Here is a 16,646-nt window from a genome sequence, read left to right as displayed (position 1 = left end):
CCGCCAGGACCAGCGAGACGATGACGGTCAGCGTTTCAGACCAGGTTGGAACCCGGATCTTTCGGTCACCGTGCGTCTTGCGCCTACGGCGACGGCGGAGACGTGCGGATTTCGCCGACATCGACTGTTCCTTCCACTCTCTCGGGAATGACGAATTCTCCCACCACGGCGCCCTGGATCACCAAGCGATAGCGGCCCGGAGCCAGGCCATCGGCGACGAACCGTCCGGACCGGTTGGTGAAGAAGGGCTTGCCCTCGGCATCGGCCGGTGCGCCTGCCGCCTGGATGACGCCGCCGGCCAGAGCGACCGGCCCAGTGGCGGACATCAGGACGCCTCGCGCGGTGCGCGACGCGTCGCTACCCACCACGAAGCGATAACCGTTGCCGTAGCCAGGGAAGATGTTGATGACGCCGCTGCCCAGGTCATAGCCCTGCGGCAACGGATCGGCCTCGATCTCGTAGCGATTGACGCCATAGCCGCGACCCAACCCGACCAGAGCCGGCCCCAGCCATCCGCTGTGCGCGACCGTATAGCCGCTGGAATCCGTCAGCTTGATGCGCGAACGAGACAGGGTAGGGTGGGGCGTTGCGATGACGAAGCCCTCGCGCGCCAAACGTCCCACGCCAAAGGCGCCGCCGGCGTAACCGATCATCGTCGACAGTCGCCACAGCGACTCCTGGCGCGTGACCCCGCCGGGCTCGGACGAAACCAGCCGGTTCGATACGAGTTCGGCGTCGAACCGATTATTGATGTAGCGCAGGTCCGCCGTGATCGCTTGGTTGGTTCGATCTTGCGACAGCCGCAGGTCGCCGCTCAAGTCATTGAGGCGGCCCGAGGATGCGCGTGACACCCCAACCTCACGCAGGTCGTTGTCACTGTCGTAGCGCGCGGTGGTGCTCCAGCGCCCGCCGAAACGCGACGTCAGCGTCAATCCGAAGCGGTCCTCGTCGCGGCCATCTTCGGTGGACCCGCGCTGCCAGGCCAGATTGACCGCGAAACGACGGAAAGTGCGGCCCAGGCCCAGGCTGAAATCGGTGCGATCTTTTTGTTCGCGACCCTTTACAAAGGCGACGCCGCCGCTGATCGAATAGTCACGAAAACGCACAAGCAGCCGCGCGGCGGCGCGCCATTTCTCGTTGTTGAAGGCGGACGGGTCGAAGGCGTTCTGAAAATAGCGGCTGGTCGCCTGGGCCGACGCCACAAGACGCGCTTCAGCGTTCTTGCCCAAAGTCCTTTCAAGGAGATAATCGACAGAGGCGACGTAGCCGTTTTTTCCGGTGTCGCCGTTATGGCTGGCGGCGCTGCTCAGCTGGATCAGACCCAGTTTGGAACCCCATGTCGCTATTGCGCCGGCTTGCCCCTTTCGGTCGGCGATCTGAGCGTTGACGCCGACGGTCAGAACATCGGACAGGCCCTTGCGCACAAAGCCGCTCGCGGCCAGCGTCGAGCCGTATTGTAGATCTCCGCCTTCTTCCAGCAGTCCGGCCGACACCCCAAAATCCAACACGCCGCGATCCAGCAGCCCGGCGCCGCCGAACAGGTCGAACACAGCGATCTCGCGCCGACCGCTGTCGTCTTCGACGAGCAGGCGAACCGTGTTGGCGCCCTGCGCGAAGGGAAAGTCGCCAATGGAGTAGGGGCCGGCGTCCAGACGGATCCGTTCCGCCACCACGCCGTTGACCTCGACGACGACCAAGGCCGGACGGTCTAGGATGAACTGCCGGCGGCCAGCAGGACGCACGTTCTGGAATGGTCGAATGGTTGAATATGCGCGTGCGGCCGATAGCCCCAAAAACCTTTGCGAGCCCTGAAAACTGTCGATCGGCGGCGCGAACTCGCCGGCGGTCAAACGTACAGCGGAGTTGAAGATGTCCTTGGTCAGACGGATTTCGCGGCGCTGCCAGCGGCCTTGCTCGTTGTTTCCATCGTAATCGACGCCGGTGGTCAGCGTGACGCCGTCAAACCCGCCGAGGTTGGCGAAAAAGTCGACGCCGCCCTGCAGCGGCGAAAAACGAGTGTCGGTGTGGGAGTAGAGTTGGGCCAGGGTGATGTTCGCGCCGGCCGAAAAGTCCGCCGGTTGATCGAAGGCGGCAGGGTCGATCACCGGGGTTTGGGAGAAGCCGACATCGCGACGCGCTCGGCTTTCCGGCGTGGAAGTCGCCACGAAGGTCAGGGAAAGAGGATCGAAGGTTAAAGAGAAGGTGTCGCTGACAAGGTCCGCCATATTGACCTTGGTCTGTGTCGCGATCCGGCCTGTCAGAACGGTGAAGAGTTCGGGCCCGATCTGAGGCTTCAACAAGTCCAACAGGGCTGTCGCATCCACCAATCCCTGGCCCTGGGCGTCGACCGAGCCGCTGATGTCGCCAAGATATTTGCCATCGAGCGTTAGCGGTCCCTGGATCGGCGTAAAAACCGAGGACGGCCTGACCGAGGGAGACTGGTCCTGAATGGGCGGCGAAGCTTCGCCGACGGGGCTGTCGCTTTCGCCTCGATCGATGGCTACGACGGCGGAATAGTCCGGTGGGGCCGTGCGCATGACCTCATCGGTCAGCACGACGGGTGCGGCATGCGCCACGCTCGCCAACCCGCCTCCCATGCAGGCGACGGCCCCGATGCGGCGAAAAGCGGTTCGCGCTCCGGACCGCCCGCCCTTGAGGGACTTGCGGGCCATCGCCGGCCCTCACAGCAGCACGATGGAAGCGGTGAGGTCGCCGGATGCCGATGCGACGAGGGCCGCCGGTATCTTAACCTGCCGCGTAGCGCCGCCGGCGATCACACTGACCTCTCCGACATCCACTTCGGCGGCCGGCACCTCATGCATTTTTCCGTCCGCTGTCTTCAGGATGATCCTGGACTCACGGATATAGGCGAAGCCGGTCCCTGAGTTGTGGGCGGTCAAGATGACGTCGCCATTCGGCTGGCGTGACACCGCAGTAACCTGCACTTCGGCGCGAGCCCTGGGCGGGGCGACGAACACATAGGTATTGATGGTGAAAGCGACCTGGATGTCAGCGCCAACGCCGCTGTCGCCGGGCATTGTCTGCATGTTGATCGGCAACTGAGCCGCGCGGACCAGATACATGCGGCCCTCTTCGGTCGCGTCGCCTGTGTAGCGGACTTGGATCACCTGTTCGCGATTGGCCGGGATGACGGACTGGACAGGAAACACCGTGATGTCTTTGTCGTCTTCGACTAGAGACCGCGCGCCGTTAGCATCGACCTGCATACGATAAGTCTCGATTTCGACCGTCGCCGGTGTGGCGCTGTCGTTCCTGACGGTCATCCGATAGCTGGCCCCACTGCCGGACGGCGTGACCTTCGAGATCATGGGCGAGACGTCCATGGCCTCGGCTGGTGACGTCGACCCTGCCATCAAGACTGTCGTCAAGGCCGTTGCGGCCATCAGTGTCGCGAGTGCACGAAGCGTCATTGTTACCCCCCTTATGCTGTCAGACCCCTGAAGAAGAAGCAGGGGCCGTCCGAGGGCGGCCCCTGCATTTCGCGACGATCAAGCGGGATCGAGCGAGAAGGTGAAGGTTTCCGTATAGGTTCCGGCCGGAGCCGAGGCGGCGCCTGGACCCGAGGGGGCGGCAGCGCAACCTGAAGAGCCGGGGTTGCTCGGATCGCCCTGCGTTCCGCCCACGCCGCTGCCGCCGGGAACGTTGTAGCAGAGGTTCAGGAACAGATCGGCAAAGACGCCGTCAGCCAGCTTCTGGCTATAGCCGCCGGAGTTGGTGACTTGGGCAGGTTCGCCGGGATAGGTGTCGTTGGCCGCAAAGCCCAGGCTCGGGATTTCCGGCACGGACAGATCCCAATCGTAGTTGATCAGCTTGCCTGCCGCCGACTTAAAGTCGCCGTTGGCGGCGCTTGACGTCAGTTTGGCGCCGCTGGCGGCGTTGCACGACATCCGCAATGTAGTGACCTTTTGACGTACGCCGTTGGCGACCGCGACGTTTCCGCCTGCAACATTGGCCAAGCCGATGCCGCAGAAGTTGGTCACGGTGGTCGAGACGGTCACATTGGTCTGTGCGCTCGACACAGCCGGCATCGCCAGCAGGGCCGCGACGGCAGTCGCCGCCGCAATAGTATAGGTCCGCATAATATCCTCCAGCTTTTCAATATCTTCCCGCCCAATGGAACTGGGTGGGCGCCACAATGTCGTGGTGTCATCATCTATTCACCGCTGGAGGCGGCGTCGCATCGTCAAAGACACTATCGATGATTGTCTAGTCGATGTGTGCATCAATATTGATGGTGCAAGGACACACCTTAAGGATGCGCCAGCGTGTTCGCTGGATAGCCCGATACTGCTTGGCGGGCGGTATTGAGTTGGATCGGCTTCGACGGTCGCCACTCCCCTAACTCGGGTATGTCAATTGACCCGGTCTGTGGATAGGACGGTGTGGTGAACTGCGCCTGAGAACGCTCGACGCTTGGAATGGCTGTTTACGTGTCGAGCATCGAGGCCCAGCCACGAGGGAGGGTTGAGATGATTGTGGGCGTGACGGGCTTTCTTGCTGTCGGGAGTGAAATCGGCGACTGCGATCCACGACAGGCGAACCTGAACTTCGATAATGACGCCGAGCGCATACCGCCCTGGTCTCGGGCTATCGCGGCGTGGGTCAATATCGACCCCCGCGCCAGGATGTTGCTTTCACGATCGGGACGCATCGGTTGGGCGAACGAAGCCGCTTACCGCATGTTGAACGACGCCGGCGTTTTTCGGGTCATTGACGACCATCTTGTCTCCGACAGTGCACAGACGGCTGCGGCGCTGGCTCGGCTTTTGAAAGACGCTGTGCCCGGCCGAGCGATCTATGCTGTCACATCGACGGATGCCGACCGACAATGGCTGTTGCGCTGTCAACAACTGATACCTGGCGACGACGACAGTATTGGGTTTGCCGCACACCGAATGGCGGACCGTGTTTCGTATGAAGCAATGCTCCAGATCCACCATCTGACACCCTGCGAAAAACACATCGTGACGATGATGTTGGCGGGGATGGAGACGGGGCGTATTGCTCAGAAGCAGGACATCTCCATCGAGACACTGCGCACACACATCAAGCATGCCTATCGCAAGTTGGACGTCAGCAGTCGTGGCGAGTTGTTCGCCAAGGCCGTCGACTTCGCGGGTCTTTAGATAGGAAACATCGGGCTCTCTGCCGGCGCGATCCGGGCGAAGACCTAGGTTCCATGTTGGCGTACCATTGCGTGGAATCGTCGGTCGGTCCGCGACGCAAGGGCCGACAGCGCTACACCTTCAGAGCCGCTCCAATTTTCGTCTCGATCTCCCGGCTCGCTATTGGAGCCGAGCAGATGCCTAGGTGCTCGCGCGATTGTACCTACGCTAAACTGTATAATGGCGATGGCACCGGCCACACGAACCCTTAACCGCGCCTGATATACAACCCAAACGAGCAATCGTGAGGTTGGCATGCGGACGTTCGGACACGGTCCTTCAGCTAGGCGACGCGGGCGCGAGGGCGTGGCGGCGGTGGAGTTTGCGTTGGTGGGGCCGATCCTGGTCCTGCTGCTGATCGGCATCGTCGTCTATGGCGGCTGGTTTCTGATGGCCCAGTCGGTTCAGGCGCTGGCGTCGGAGGGGGCCAGGGCGGCGATCGGGGGACTGGACGCGGCCGAGCGCGACGGTCTGGCGCGGCGCGAGGTCAGCGAGGCGGTGCGGGGCGTGGCGCTGAACCCCGATCACACGACCATCGAGGTGAGGGAGGACGCCGGGCGGCTGCGGGTCGTCGTGGTTTATGACGCGAGCGACAGTCTGATCATGGCGCTGGGCGGGATGCTGCCGCGTCCACCGTCCGTCATTCGGCGGTCGGCGGTCATCCATGTGGGCGACTATTGATGAACGTCCGGGCGCCTTGTCTGCGGCTCCGGTTCGGCGCCGATCGGCGTGGGGCGGTGGCGGTGATCGCGGCGGTCGCGGGCGGTCTGTTGTGTCTGTTCACGGCGGCGGTGATCGACCTGGGCGTTCTGGTGCTGCACACCCGGCGGGTTCAGGGGGCGGCGGATCTCGCGGCGCTGTCGGCGGTGCGAAACCTGGCGCAGGGCGAGGGCGCAGTCTCGCGCGCGGCCCAGGCGACGGTCGAGGCCAATGTCGCGCCCGACGTCTCGGTCACGGTGGCGACGGCGCTGGGCGTCTATACGCCCGATCCGGCCAAGTCGCGCAATGACCGGTTCATGACGGGTGGCGTGAAGCCGAACGCCGCGCGGGTCGAGGTCACCAGCCGCGCGCCGATGTTCTTCACGCCGCTGTTGCTGGGCCGCGATCAGGTGCGGGTCACCCGCCGGGCCACGGCGACGACGGGCGGGGCGACGCCCAACGCCATGATCTCCATCGGGTCGCGTCTCGCGCGACTGGACGGCGGCGTGGCCAACCAACTGCTCGGCGGCCTGACCGGGTCCAAGGTGTCGCTCAGCGTCATGGACTATCGCCGTCTGATCGATCTCGACGTCAATCTGCTGGGGCTCACCGACGCCCTGGCGACCGATCTGGGCGTCCAGATCGGCGACTACGACCGGCTTCTGGCGACCCAGGTCGACGCCGGCCGTGCGCTGAGGGTGCTGGAGCGGGTGGCGGGCGGCCAGGACGGCGGGGCGCTGGGCAAGCTGGCCTCGGCCTCGGTCGGGACGAAGGTCCGGCTGGGTGACCTGATCGGGCTGGAGGCGCGATCGCCGGACGGGATCCGCGAAGGGCTGGACGCCTCGGTGTCGGCCATGGATCTGGTCATGGCCATGCTGGAGGTCGGGGGCGGGGATCGACAGATCGCGCTGAACCTGGGCGTGCCGGCGGGGCTGGCCGATCTGAAGACGAGCCTGGCGATCGGAGAACGGCCCAATCGCTCGCCCTGGCTGACGGTGACGGCCAACGGCCAGCCGATCATCCGCACGGCCCAGGCGCGGCTCTATGTGCGGGCCAAGACCGCGCAATCCCTGTCGGGTCTGGCGCGGGTCGAACTGCCGATCCTGATCGAACTGGCGGCGTCCGAGGCGCGGCTGAAGTCGCTGTCCTGCGATCCGGCGCGCGCTGTCGAGGTCGATGTGCGGCCGGGCCTGGCGCGCGCATCGATCGGTGTGGTGGACGAGGCCAGGCTGGGCGACTTCAAGACCCCGCTGACGCCCCAGCGCGCGACCCTGTTGTCGGTCCTGGGCCTGGTCAGCATTACCGGCAAGGCGGATGTCGAGGCGGCGGACGCCGGTTTCAGATCGCTGAGGTTCGACGCGGGCGACATCGAAAACCAGCGCGCCAAGACCATGGCCTCACGCGGTTTCGCGAGCGGTGCGGTGGCCAGCCTGCTGGCGCGCCTGGACGTGGATGTGAATGTGATCGGCCTGGGCCTGGGACTCGGCGATCTGACCAAGGCCCTGGGGCGGCTGCTGGAGCCGCTGGGGCCGGTGCTGGACGGCGCGCTCAATCCCGTGCTGGACCTGTTGGGCCTGAAGCTGGGCGAGGCCGATGTGACGGTCCACGGCCTGTCCTGCCCGGCGCTGGGGCGCGCGACCCCGCGTCTGGTCGGCTGAACCTTAGCCGCGGGCCGGACGCAGGCCTTCGGCCGAGGCCTGCTGCATGGCGGGACGCTTTTGACCGCCCGAAGCGATGATGCGGTCGATGCGGGCCTTTTCGGCGCGGAAGGCGGTCAGGTCGGCGCCGGCCAGTTCGGTGCCTTCCTGGGTGCGCACGCCGGCGGGATTGATCCGCTGGCCCCCGCGCCACAGCTCATAGTGAAGGTGCGGACCGGTGGAGGCGCCGGTCGAACCGACATAGGCGACGATCTGACCCTGGCTGACCCGCTGGCCGGCGCGGATGCCCGAGCCGTAGCGCGACAGGTGGCCGTAGCCGCTTTCCAGTCCGTTGTTGTGGCGGATGCGCAGCCAGTTGCCATAGCCGCCCCAGCGACGCGCCTCGACCACCACGCCGTCGGCGGGGGCCACGACCGGCGTGCCGGTGCCGGCGGCGAAGTCGATGCCCTGGTGCATCTTCTTGTAGCCCGAGATCGGGTGTGTGCGGAAACCGAAGCCCGAGGACACGCGGCGGAAGTTCTGCAGCGGCGTGCGCATCATGGCGGAACGCAGGTTCTTGCCGTTGGAATCGAAGAACTGAGCTTCCTTCGCGCCGGCGGGCTTGAAGCGATAGAAGGTCACGCCGCGCAGTTCGGCGTACATCAGGTCGCCCACGTCCACCGTGCGGCCGGCCTCGGTCACTTCACGGTCGAAGACCATGGTGAACTCGTCGGTGGCGCGAATGTCGCGCTGCATGTCGAACTTGGTGGCGAACAGACGGCTGGCGGAACGGACGATGGAGGCGGTGGCGCCCAGTTCACGCGCGCTGGCGGACAGGCTGCGCTCGACATCGCCCTTCAGGACGACGGTCTCATGGGTGACTTTTTCTTCCAGCGAACGCAGGCGCAGGGCGCCGTCGAAGCTTCGCGATACGGTCAGTTGCGACGCCGGGCCGGTGCGCATGGTCAGGCCGATCAGGCGGGCGTCGCCCCGGCCGTTGCGCGGTTTGGCGATGGCGGTTTCGAACTTCAGTCCGGCGCGCAGATCGGCCAGGTCGAAGGCGTTGGCGACGGTGGCGGCGACGGCGCTGGCTTCTTCGGGCGCAACGCCGGTGCGGCGCACGGCCTGCTCGAAGGTTTCGCCACGGCGGATCTGAACGTTGACGGCCTCGGGCGCGGTCAGGCCGGCGGGCGCATTGGCGGCGGCGAAGGCCTTGGCTTCCATGGCCGCCATCTGGGCCGAGGTCAGGGCGGGAACTTCTTCGGCCTGAGCGGGTTGATAGGCTCGACCGGCGAGCATCGCCACCGAGATCGCAGCGGCCGCGGTAAGCATGTGCGGCGCGAGCCGCATCGGCTGGCGGCGTGGGTCGAACTGAGCCATCGGTCCCCGTCGTATTGCGACGCCTTCGGCGCCAAAGCTTTACTCGTTCTCGAAGATCGCGCCGTATCGCCCGTGGCGCGAAGGCGGTCCTATACCGCGCTTGTCTCATTTTGGAAAGCAGACCGTTACAAACGGTTAACGTGCGTCAGACAAAGCTCGACGGTGCAGGGATCCCGACCGGCCGATTCGCCGTTATCTGGCCCAGCTTGACCGGCAGGAGACGGGCGCCGAAAACCGACCGTCATGCTTTGATCTTGTGCTGGGGATAAGGATGACCAAGGTGGACGGCCCGCTGTTTCAATCACGCGATCGATCCGTTTGACCGACACACCGTCCAAGCCAAAGCCAAAGCCGCAGGCCAAGACCCGTCGCATCCTGCGCGCCGTCGCAGTAGGCGTTCTGATTCTGGCGCTGCTGATCGGCGTGGCGGCGGCTCTGATCTATCTCAATCGCCGCGCGGTGGCGCGCAATGTCTTGGTGGGCTGGCTGGACCAGCGCGGGATTCCGGCCGATGTCGAGGTGGAGCGGATCGAAATCGACGGCTTCGTCGGCCGCATCCGCATCGGCGATCCCGACAATCCGGATGTCGTGGTCGAGCGGGCCGAGGTCGATTACGCCGTCGCCCTGCCGTGGTCCAGGTCGGGCCTCGGCGTCACCCCCAGCCGCATCCGGCTGGTGCGACCGGTCGTTCGGGCCAGCTGGAAGGGTGGAAAGCTGTCGTTCGGCTCGCTGGACCCGCTGATCAAGGAATTCACCGGCGGACCGCCGCGCCCGGACTCGCGCGGACCCCTGGTCATCGTCGAGGGCGGCAGCGGGCGGTTGAGTACGGAATACGGGCCCGTCGACCTGCTGGCTGACGCCCGGATCGACGACGGCAAGCTGATGCGGCTGGCGGCGCGCCTGCCGAAGGCTGCGCTGAAGAGCGGCGAAACGCAGGCCCAGGGCCTGTCCGGCCTGCTGGACCTCACCACGACCGGCGACCGGATGGCGATCAAGCTGTCGGCCGCCGCCGACAGCTTCGCGACATCGGCCGCGCGAGGGCGGGGGGCTGCGCTGACCCTGACCGGCGATCTGCCCTATCCGGATTTGAAGACGCGGCGCGGCGACGGCCGGGCGGTTCTGGACGCCCGCCTGACGGGCGAGCGCCTGGGAACCTCGACGCTCAGCGCCCGCAGCGCCGATGTCGCCGCCCGGTTCGACGGCGTCGTCTCCGGCTGGATCGAAACCTTCCGGCTGGACGGCGAAGTCACCACCGCGCTGAAGGCGGCGGCCGTCGAGGGCGCGGACCTGCGCATCGCCGATGTCGCCGCGACGGCGACTCGGGGCAAGCTGACGGTGTCGCGCGACGACGCCGTGCGCTGGCGCGTGCAGGGGCCGCTGGCCCTGACCGCCGGTTCGGGACGGACGGGTCAGACGGCGATCGGCGGACTGTCGTTGACGTCGCGCGACCTGGCCTTGGGCGGCAAGGACGCGGCCTTCGAGGCGACCGGGCCGTTGAGCGCGGCCTTCGACCGGTTCGGTTTCGGCGACCTGGCGCTGAAGCGCGGTCGCGCCGATGTGGACCTGGACGTGGTCAGCGACGGCGGGGTTCAGATCGCGGCGAACGGATCGCTGCGCGCCGCCGACGGGGCCTGGCCCCTGTTTGGCGCGGTCGGTCCCGACGACATCGCCGAGCTGGCCGAGATGAAGCGCGCGCTGGGACGCTTCGCCCTGAACGCGCCCGCCGTCCGCTTCGCCACGGGCGCGGCCGGCACGACCGTCGCCCTGTCGCGTCCCGTGACCCTGACGCCCGCCAACGGCGACGTCCTGACGGTGGCTCAAGGTCAGGGCGGCGCCTATCAGGCTGAGCCGGGACAGCTGGGCGGCGGGGCGTTGACCCTGACCGCAACGCGCGGCAAGGGCCTGCCGGAACTGTCCGTCGCGGTCCCGAACTGGCGTCTGACCGAGGGCGGGTTCGAAGCGACGCTGGACGGTCGCGCCCGATTGGATTTCGATTTGGCGCGCGGCATCGACGCCCGGACGCGCGGCGTTCTGGCCCTGAACGCAGGCCGGCTGACCTATGCTACATCCGACTGCGTCGACCTGACCGTCGAGCGGCTGGAGCTGGACGAGAACGACGTCCATCAGGTCGCCGGCAAACTGTGTCCCCAGGGCGGTCCGCTATTGACGTCCAGGGACGGCGTCTGGCGCGTCGCGGCCGGGTTCAGTCAGGTGTCGGCCCAGGCGCCCTTCCTCGGCATGCGGTTCGCCGACGCCGCAGGCCGTGTCACTGTCGACGGGACCAAGGCGGGCATCGGCCTGACCGCCAATGTGGCCGCCGCCCGCGTCATCGACGCCCTGACGCCGGAACGGTTCGAACCGCTTTCGGCCACAGGATCTGCGACGCTGGCCAACGAACGCTGGAGCGGCGCCTTCGATCTGAAGGGCACGGGCGCGGCCGCCGCCTATGGTCTCGGCCGACTGACCCTGGCGCACGACGGTCGCACCGGATCGGGCGGCATCGTCATCACCGCCCCGAAGGTGACCTTCGCCGAGCATGGGCTTCAGCCGGCGATGCTCAGCCCGCTCGCCGCCGATTTCCTGCAGTCGCCGGTCGAAGGCGCCGTCAGCTTCGACGGCCGCTTCGACTGGACCAAGGACGCCGAACCGACCTCCAGCGGCCATCTGGTCACGCCGGGCCTGGATTTCGTCAGTCCGGTCGGGGCCGTGAAGGGTCTGCGCGGGGACATCGTCTTCAGCAGCCTGACCCCCCTGATCACCGCTCCGAACCAAAAGCTGACGGCCGACAGTCTGGCCGTCGGCACGGCGGTCACGGCGCTGGATGTGACCTTCTCGATCAACGAGGCCGGGGTGCTGATCGACGGCGCCCAGGTCGTCGCCGGTGGTGGGACCGTCTCGGTCGAGCCCTTCACCGTCCCGCTGGACGCGAGCCAGCCCTACAGCGGCGTGATTGTGCTGGACCGGGTGCAGCTGGGCGATATCGTCGCCGACACCGGCTTTGACGACAAGGTTCAGCTGGACGCCGTCGTCTCGGGCCGCCTGCCCTTCATCATGGACCCCAAGCGCGGGCTCAAGATCACCGCCGGCAAACTGGAGGCCGTGCAGCCGGGCCGCCTGTCGATCAAGCGGGACGTCCTGACCGACGTCGCCGCCAGCGGCGGGGGCGGCGAGGTGTCGGAAAACGTCGTCGAGGACCTGGCCTATCAGGCGATGGAAAACCTGTCCTTCGATCAGCTCAGCGCCGATGTGAACAGCCTAGACGGCGGGCGTCTGGCGGTCCTGTTCCACATTCGCGGCCGCCACGATCCGCCCAAGCGCCAGGAGCTTCGCCTGACGATCGGCGAACTGATCAGCCGCCAGTTCCTGAACCGCAAACTGCCGTTGCCGTCGAACACCCAGATCGACCTGACCCTGGACACAACCCTGAACGCCAACCAGCTGATCTCGGACCTGCTGGCCGTCAATCGCGCCCGCCAGGGTCAGCAGGAGGCGACGCCCGCGCCCGTCCCGGCGCCTGCCGATTGAACTTCACCATTCAGCGCGCGTTCATTGGACGGCGTGCTAATAGAGACATCACCCTCGGCCGAACCGGAGCCCATGTCATGATCCACAAGCGCCAACTGGCCGGCCTCGGTTTCGGAGCCGTCGTCGTCGCCCTCGCGGCCTGCGCCCCGACCATCCGTCTCGAGGTCGCGCCGATCCAGATCTACGCCAAGCTGGACGCCGATGTGCGCGTTCGTCTGGACCAGGAGCTGCAACAGCTGTTGCAGCAGAACCCCAACCTCTTCTGATTTCTCGCTTCTCTCTGAAAGGGACAGGCTGACATGACCTTCCGCAAACTCTTCGTCATCGGCACCGCCCTCGCGGCCCTGGGCGTCGCGGGCGCCGCCCTCGCCCAGACCAGCGCCCAGAAGGCGCAGATCGACCAGGCCAAGGCCGCCGGCACCGTGGGCGAACAGGCCGACGGTTACCTGGGCTTCCGCACCCCGACCTCGGACGCCAGCCTGCGCGCCGCGGTCGACGCCACCAACTCGGGCCGCCGCGCCGCCTACGCCCGCAGCGCCGCCGACGCCGGCACTTCGGCGGATGTCGCCGGGGCCCGGATGTTCGAGGCCCAGCTGCTGCCCCGCATCTCCTCGGGCCAATGGTACCGCAACGCCCAGGGCCAGTGGGTCCAGCGCTAAGGACCGCAAGTTTCCCACCCCTCGGGCGATATCCCGGGGGGTGTTTTTATCTGGGCGATCAGTGACGGCGTCAGGCGGCGGCGCGTCGATCCAGCAGCGCGGGCAGCAACAGCCCCTCCGCCAGCGCCCTGACCACCGGGACGGCGACCGCATCGCCCATCAGCTTCAGCGCCGCACTTTCGCTAGACGGCAGGCGATAGTCGTCCGACACGCCCATCAGCCGCGCGGCCTCGCGCCCGGTCAGACGCCGAACCCGCGCCCGGCCCTGATCGCACACCACAACATATTGCCGCGACGAGCCGCCAGCCGGTGTCCGCAGGCATCCGGCCAGACCATCGAACCGGATTTCCAGCCGCTGGACCTTGCGGCCGTTCTCGGTCCGCACCCGGCGATAGGCGGCGCCGACACAGCGCTGGCCAGACGCCAGGGCCGACGCGATCCGGGCGCGGTGCAGCGGCGCGGCCAGGGCCAGGATGGCGTCCGCATCATCCAGCCAGTGGACGGCGTCGTCGGGCTCCAGAATGGCCGCCAGGTCCAGATTGCGCTGCGACGGCGCGGGCAGCGACCACCACGCCCAGGCCGCCTTCACCGCCTCGGGCAGCCGCGCGTGGGCGGCGATGAGACGCGGTGAATGGAAGGGCTGGATCGGACCGGCCGCGCGCGGGGCCTCGCCCTGAATGGCCACAACGAACAAACGCGGGCGCGACTGGGGCAGCCAGTGGGCGGCGTCCATCTCCAGCGCGCCGACCGTATAGCCCGCCTCGACCATCGCCGTGCAGACGGCCGCGAAATCTCGCCCCACTTCGGTCCTTGGCCCGGAAGTCAGCAGGCCGATGACGTTCTCCAACACGATCACGCGCGGGCCGCGTCCCTGGGCCGCCAGACCCTGCATCAATCGCCAGAAGCCCCAAAAGGCGCCCGATCGCCCAGCCTCCAGCCCGCCGCGCGCGCCCGCCAGGCTGACGTCCTGACAGGGCGACGAGGCCCATGCCATATCTGGCCGTCCCGGCAGATCGTCGACAGTCAGGCTCCAGACATCGCCCTGGCGAAACGGCGTGTGCGGATGATTGGCTTTGAAAGCGCGCGCCTTGGCCGCGTCCATATCGTTGGCGAAGACGGTGTCGATGCAGGCGGCCGACAGTCCCAACCCCGCCAGGCCGCCCCCGGCGAAGAACTCGAATGCGGTGGGGCGAATCGACATGGGATCAGCATAACCCAGCCGCGCCCCTTGACCGAGGGCGGCGGGGACCTCACCTGCGCCCGAACCAAAAGGAGCCGTCATGCGCCTCATTCCGCTCGCCGCCGCCCCGTTCGCCATCGCCGTGGCCGGCCTCTCGCTCGGCGCCTGTTACGACCGCGAGGAGTCCAAGCCCAAGCCGGCGCCGCAGCCGCAGGCCGCCGTCACCCTGGGCGGCGTCGATCTGGGGCAGCCGGTGCGGGCGCTGGGGACCGAACCCTTCTGGGGCGTGGAGATCACGCCGGACGCCCTGATCTACACCCGCGTCGATGAGCCGACCCAGCGCGCGCCGAACCATGGCGCGACGGTCCAGGGCACGGTCGCGACCTTCGCCAGCTCGACCAATCTGAACAAGGCGCTGAACGTCGTGCTGATCGCCACCGAATGTTCGGACGGCATGAGCGACCGCACCTATCCGCTGACGGCCAAGGTCGAGATCGGCGACGACGAACTGACCGGCTGCGCCGCGCCGGCGTCGATGCTGACCACCCAGCCCGCGCCCTAGCGCGTGATCGTTTCGGATCGGGGCGCAACGCGGCCCCGTCCGAAGCGTGAATCATGCGCTCAAAGAGAGCCTCACCACCATTCGGCGTCGCGCAGCATCCGGGCGTAGCGGCGGCTGACCGGCGGCGACAGGCCGCCGTCCAGCGTCAGGGTCGCGCGCCCGTCGCCGCGTTCGACGGCGCGCACCGCCTCACGCGCCACCCACCAGCTGCGGTGCGTCTGGGCGCCCTCCAGCCCCTCCAGCTCTTCCACCGCGTCCGACAGCCGCATCAGGATCAGGTCCGACCCCCGGTCGGTGTGGATGCGCAGATAATGGTCCTCGGCCTGCACCGCCCGGATCGTCGCGCCTTTCAGCTTGATCGGCAGACGGTCCAGAAACCGAACCGAGCGAGCCGCTGTCTCGGGCGGCGCGGCATGGGTCTGGATCGGCACGGCCCGCCCCAGAAAGACGTTCAACGTCGTCACCGCCGCCGTGATGACCACGACGGGCACGACCAGTTCCGGCAGCACCGCCAGCGGATAGAGCCTCTGGGCGAAGAACAGGCCCGTCGCCGCCCACACCAGCACGCACAGCGGCCCGGTGATGATCACGACCATGACCGCAATGCTAAGCCACGGCCGCTCGTCGGAATCGATAAACCGGCTGACCAGCACCCCGCACAGATGCCCCCACAGTCCGCCCAGCACCATGACCAGCACCCAATAGGCCAGCCGTACGGGCAGCGATGCGCCCGCGCTGCCGAAGGCGCCGGTCACCGCCAGAAAGACGCCCGCCAGAACGGCGACGATGAGGCCGCGCAAGAAGGTGCGGCGGCGGTCGGCGGCAGGGGCGGTCATCAGGGCTTTCGCAGTCGGAAGATTGCGCCTTGAAACCATGATTTTCGGCCGGGCGAAAGCCGGGCGCGCGACGGTGCCCCGGCGTGACCGATCAGCCCTGGCGCGGGGTCATTCCTGCTACGGCGCGGAAACCGGCTGCGGCAAACCGAACCATATAGTCGCCCGCCGTCTCCAGATCGCCGGATCGCGCCCGCCCGTTCGACAGCCTGTCCAGTCGCCCCGTCTCGCCCAGCGTGAGGGTCAGGGCGCCCGACAGATTGTGATAGCCCCAGTACAGATCGACCTCGCTGGCGCCCGGCAGCACCTTGGCGATCAGCTCGATCAGCCGGTGGATGGCCGGGTCGAAATAGCGCGCCATCGTCTCGCCGCCGAAGCTGGGGTTGGCGTTGGTCTGGGCCACCAGGGCGGAATAGTGTTTCCAGCCCGGCCCGCCCTTCAGCGACCATTCGAACGGCGGCCGCAGAAAGGCCTCCAGCAAGCCCTCCAGCGTCATGTCGTCGCCCGCCGTCTCGGCATAGCGGTCGATGGCGGCGACGCGATCGTCGTTCCACACTTCGGCCCGGCGCAGGAAGACCGCGTCGAACAGCTCGCGCTTGGCTCCGAAATAGTAGTGCACCAGGGCCGTATCGACGCCCGCCTCGCGCGCCACCTCGCGGATGGTGACGCCGTAGAAGCCGTGTTTGGAAAACAGGTCCTCGGCCGCATCCAGGATCAGATCGCGCGTCTCACCGGCCGCCTTGGCCTCGGTCTTGGGCGGCCGGCCGCGCCGCGCCGGGGCAGCGCCCGCCGCCTTGCGGCGCGCGGCGGCGACGGGGCGGGGAAGGGTGGCGGCGGCGTCCGGCTTGCTCATCCGGCAAGGCTAGGCGCACGACCGCGACGGTGCAACGGCGCCACGGTTGGGGGACCAAGTGACGCTGCGTCAGTCCAGTGTTTGACAGACGGCCGAAACCGGGTAGGTTCCGTGAAAATCATTGAACGCTGA

General features: G+C 67.2%; 14 protein-coding genes. 7 read left to right on the top strand and 7 right to left on the bottom strand.

The genetic code is table 11. The features are described from left to right. Positions 1-83: 83 nt before the first annotated feature. From E7T10_RS00990 to E7T10_RS00980, 3 genes are all read right to left on the bottom strand, one after another. Positions 84-2,672: a fimbria/pilus outer membrane usher protein gene (locus E7T10_RS00990; RefSeq protein ID WP_137720356.1), complete on the bottom strand. Its 2,589-nt coding sequence runs from the start codon at positions 2,670-2,672 to the stop codon at positions 84-86. A 9-nt stretch (positions 2,673-2,681) separates the two neighbouring features. Further along, entirely contained in the window at positions 2,682-3,431 is a 750-nt protein-coding gene (locus tag E7T10_RS00985) for a fimbria/pilus periplasmic chaperone (protein WP_137720355.1), read from the bottom strand. Positions 3,432-3,509: 78 nt separating this feature from the next. Beyond that, a complete protein-coding gene (locus tag E7T10_RS00980; RefSeq protein ID WP_137720354.1) occupies positions 3,510-4,100 on the bottom strand; it encodes a hypothetical protein in 591 nt (196 codons plus the stop codon). Between the two features lie 339 nt (positions 4,101-4,439). On the opposite strand from E7T10_RS00980, the gene E7T10_RS00975 reads away from it, so the two are divergent. The 3 genes from E7T10_RS00975 to E7T10_RS00965 all read left to right on the top strand — a co-directional run bounded on the left by E7T10_RS00975 (position 4,440) and on the right by E7T10_RS00965 (position 7,543). Then, entirely contained in the window at positions 4,440-5,147 is a 708-nt protein-coding gene (locus E7T10_RS00975) for a response regulator transcription factor (RefSeq protein WP_137720353.1), read from the top strand. A 294-nt stretch (positions 5,148-5,441) separates the two neighbouring features. Then, positions 5,442-5,867: a TadE/TadG family type IV pilus assembly protein gene (locus E7T10_RS00970; protein WP_137720352.1), complete on the top strand. Its 426-nt coding sequence runs from the start codon at positions 5,442-5,444 to the stop codon at positions 5,865-5,867. Next, positions 5,867-7,543, top strand: coding sequence for a TadG family pilus assembly protein (locus tag E7T10_RS00965; RefSeq protein ID WP_137720351.1), 1,677 nt, complete (start codon positions 5,867-5,869; stop codon positions 7,541-7,543). Before E7T10_RS00970 ends, E7T10_RS00965 begins: the two co-directional genes overlap by 1 nt. Before the next feature lie 3 nt (positions 7,544-7,546). Here the strand turns inward: E7T10_RS00965 and E7T10_RS00960 are convergent, their stop codons facing one another. Continuing rightward, a complete protein-coding gene (locus tag E7T10_RS00960) occupies positions 7,547-8,902 on the bottom strand; it encodes a M23 family metallopeptidase (RefSeq protein WP_168189861.1) in 1,356 nt (451 codons plus the stop codon). Positions 8,903-9,220: 318 nt separating this feature from the next. On the opposite strand from E7T10_RS00960, the gene E7T10_RS00955 reads away from it, so the two are divergent. The 3 genes from E7T10_RS00955 (at position 9,221) to E7T10_RS00945 (ending at position 13,086) form a co-directional block, all read left to right on the top strand. Then, positions 9,221-12,427 (top strand): YdbH domain-containing protein, encoded by a 3,207-nt coding sequence (locus E7T10_RS00955; protein WP_137720350.1) that lies wholly within the window; start codon positions 9,221-9,223, stop codon positions 12,425-12,427. A 77-nt stretch (positions 12,428-12,504) separates the two neighbouring features. After that, the gene (locus E7T10_RS00950; RefSeq protein WP_055754620.1) at positions 12,505-12,693 is read left to right on the top strand and encodes a YnbE family lipoprotein; all 189 of its coding nucleotides are present in this window, start codon (positions 12,505-12,507) and stop codon (positions 12,691-12,693) included. Positions 12,694-12,726: 33 nt separating this feature from the next. Next, positions 12,727-13,086, top strand: a complete 360-nt coding sequence (locus tag E7T10_RS00945) for a DUF1318 domain-containing protein (protein ID WP_137720349.1) — start codon at positions 12,727-12,729, stop codon at positions 13,084-13,086. Positions 13,087-13,156: 70 nt separating this feature from the next. On the opposite strand, the gene E7T10_RS00940 is transcribed toward E7T10_RS00945, so the two are convergent. Beyond that, on the bottom strand, positions 13,157-14,287 hold the full coding sequence (locus tag E7T10_RS00940; protein WP_137720348.1) for a DNA cytosine methyltransferase: 1,131 nt from the start codon (positions 14,285-14,287) through the stop codon (positions 13,157-13,159). Between the two features lie 79 nt (positions 14,288-14,366). On the opposite strand from E7T10_RS00940, the gene E7T10_RS00935 reads away from it, so the two are divergent. Continuing rightward, complete coding sequence (locus E7T10_RS00935; RefSeq protein WP_137720347.1) at positions 14,367-14,828, top strand: COG3650 family protein; 462 nt, start codon at positions 14,367-14,369, stop codon at positions 14,826-14,828. Between the two features lie 71 nt (positions 14,829-14,899). Here the strand turns inward: E7T10_RS00935 and E7T10_RS00930 are convergent, their stop codons facing one another. Both E7T10_RS00930 and E7T10_RS00925 read right to left on the bottom strand, forming a co-directional pair. Continuing rightward, complete coding sequence (locus E7T10_RS00930; protein ID WP_168189860.1) at positions 14,900-15,664, bottom strand: LytTR family DNA-binding domain-containing protein; 765 nt, start codon at positions 15,662-15,664, stop codon at positions 14,900-14,902. A 91-nt stretch (positions 15,665-15,755) separates the two neighbouring features. Continuing rightward, on the bottom strand, positions 15,756-16,514 hold the full coding sequence (locus E7T10_RS00925; RefSeq protein ID WP_137720345.1) for a TetR/AcrR family transcriptional regulator: 759 nt from the start codon (positions 16,512-16,514) through the stop codon (positions 15,756-15,758). Positions 16,515-16,646 lie beyond the last annotated feature (132 nt).

It is taken from the genome of Brevundimonas sp. SGAir0440 (assembly GCF_005484585.1).
In the GTDB taxonomy this organism is placed as follows: domain Bacteria; phylum Pseudomonadota; class Alphaproteobacteria; order Caulobacterales; family Caulobacteraceae; genus Brevundimonas.
This window is presented reverse-complemented; position numbering and strand designations above follow the sequence as displayed.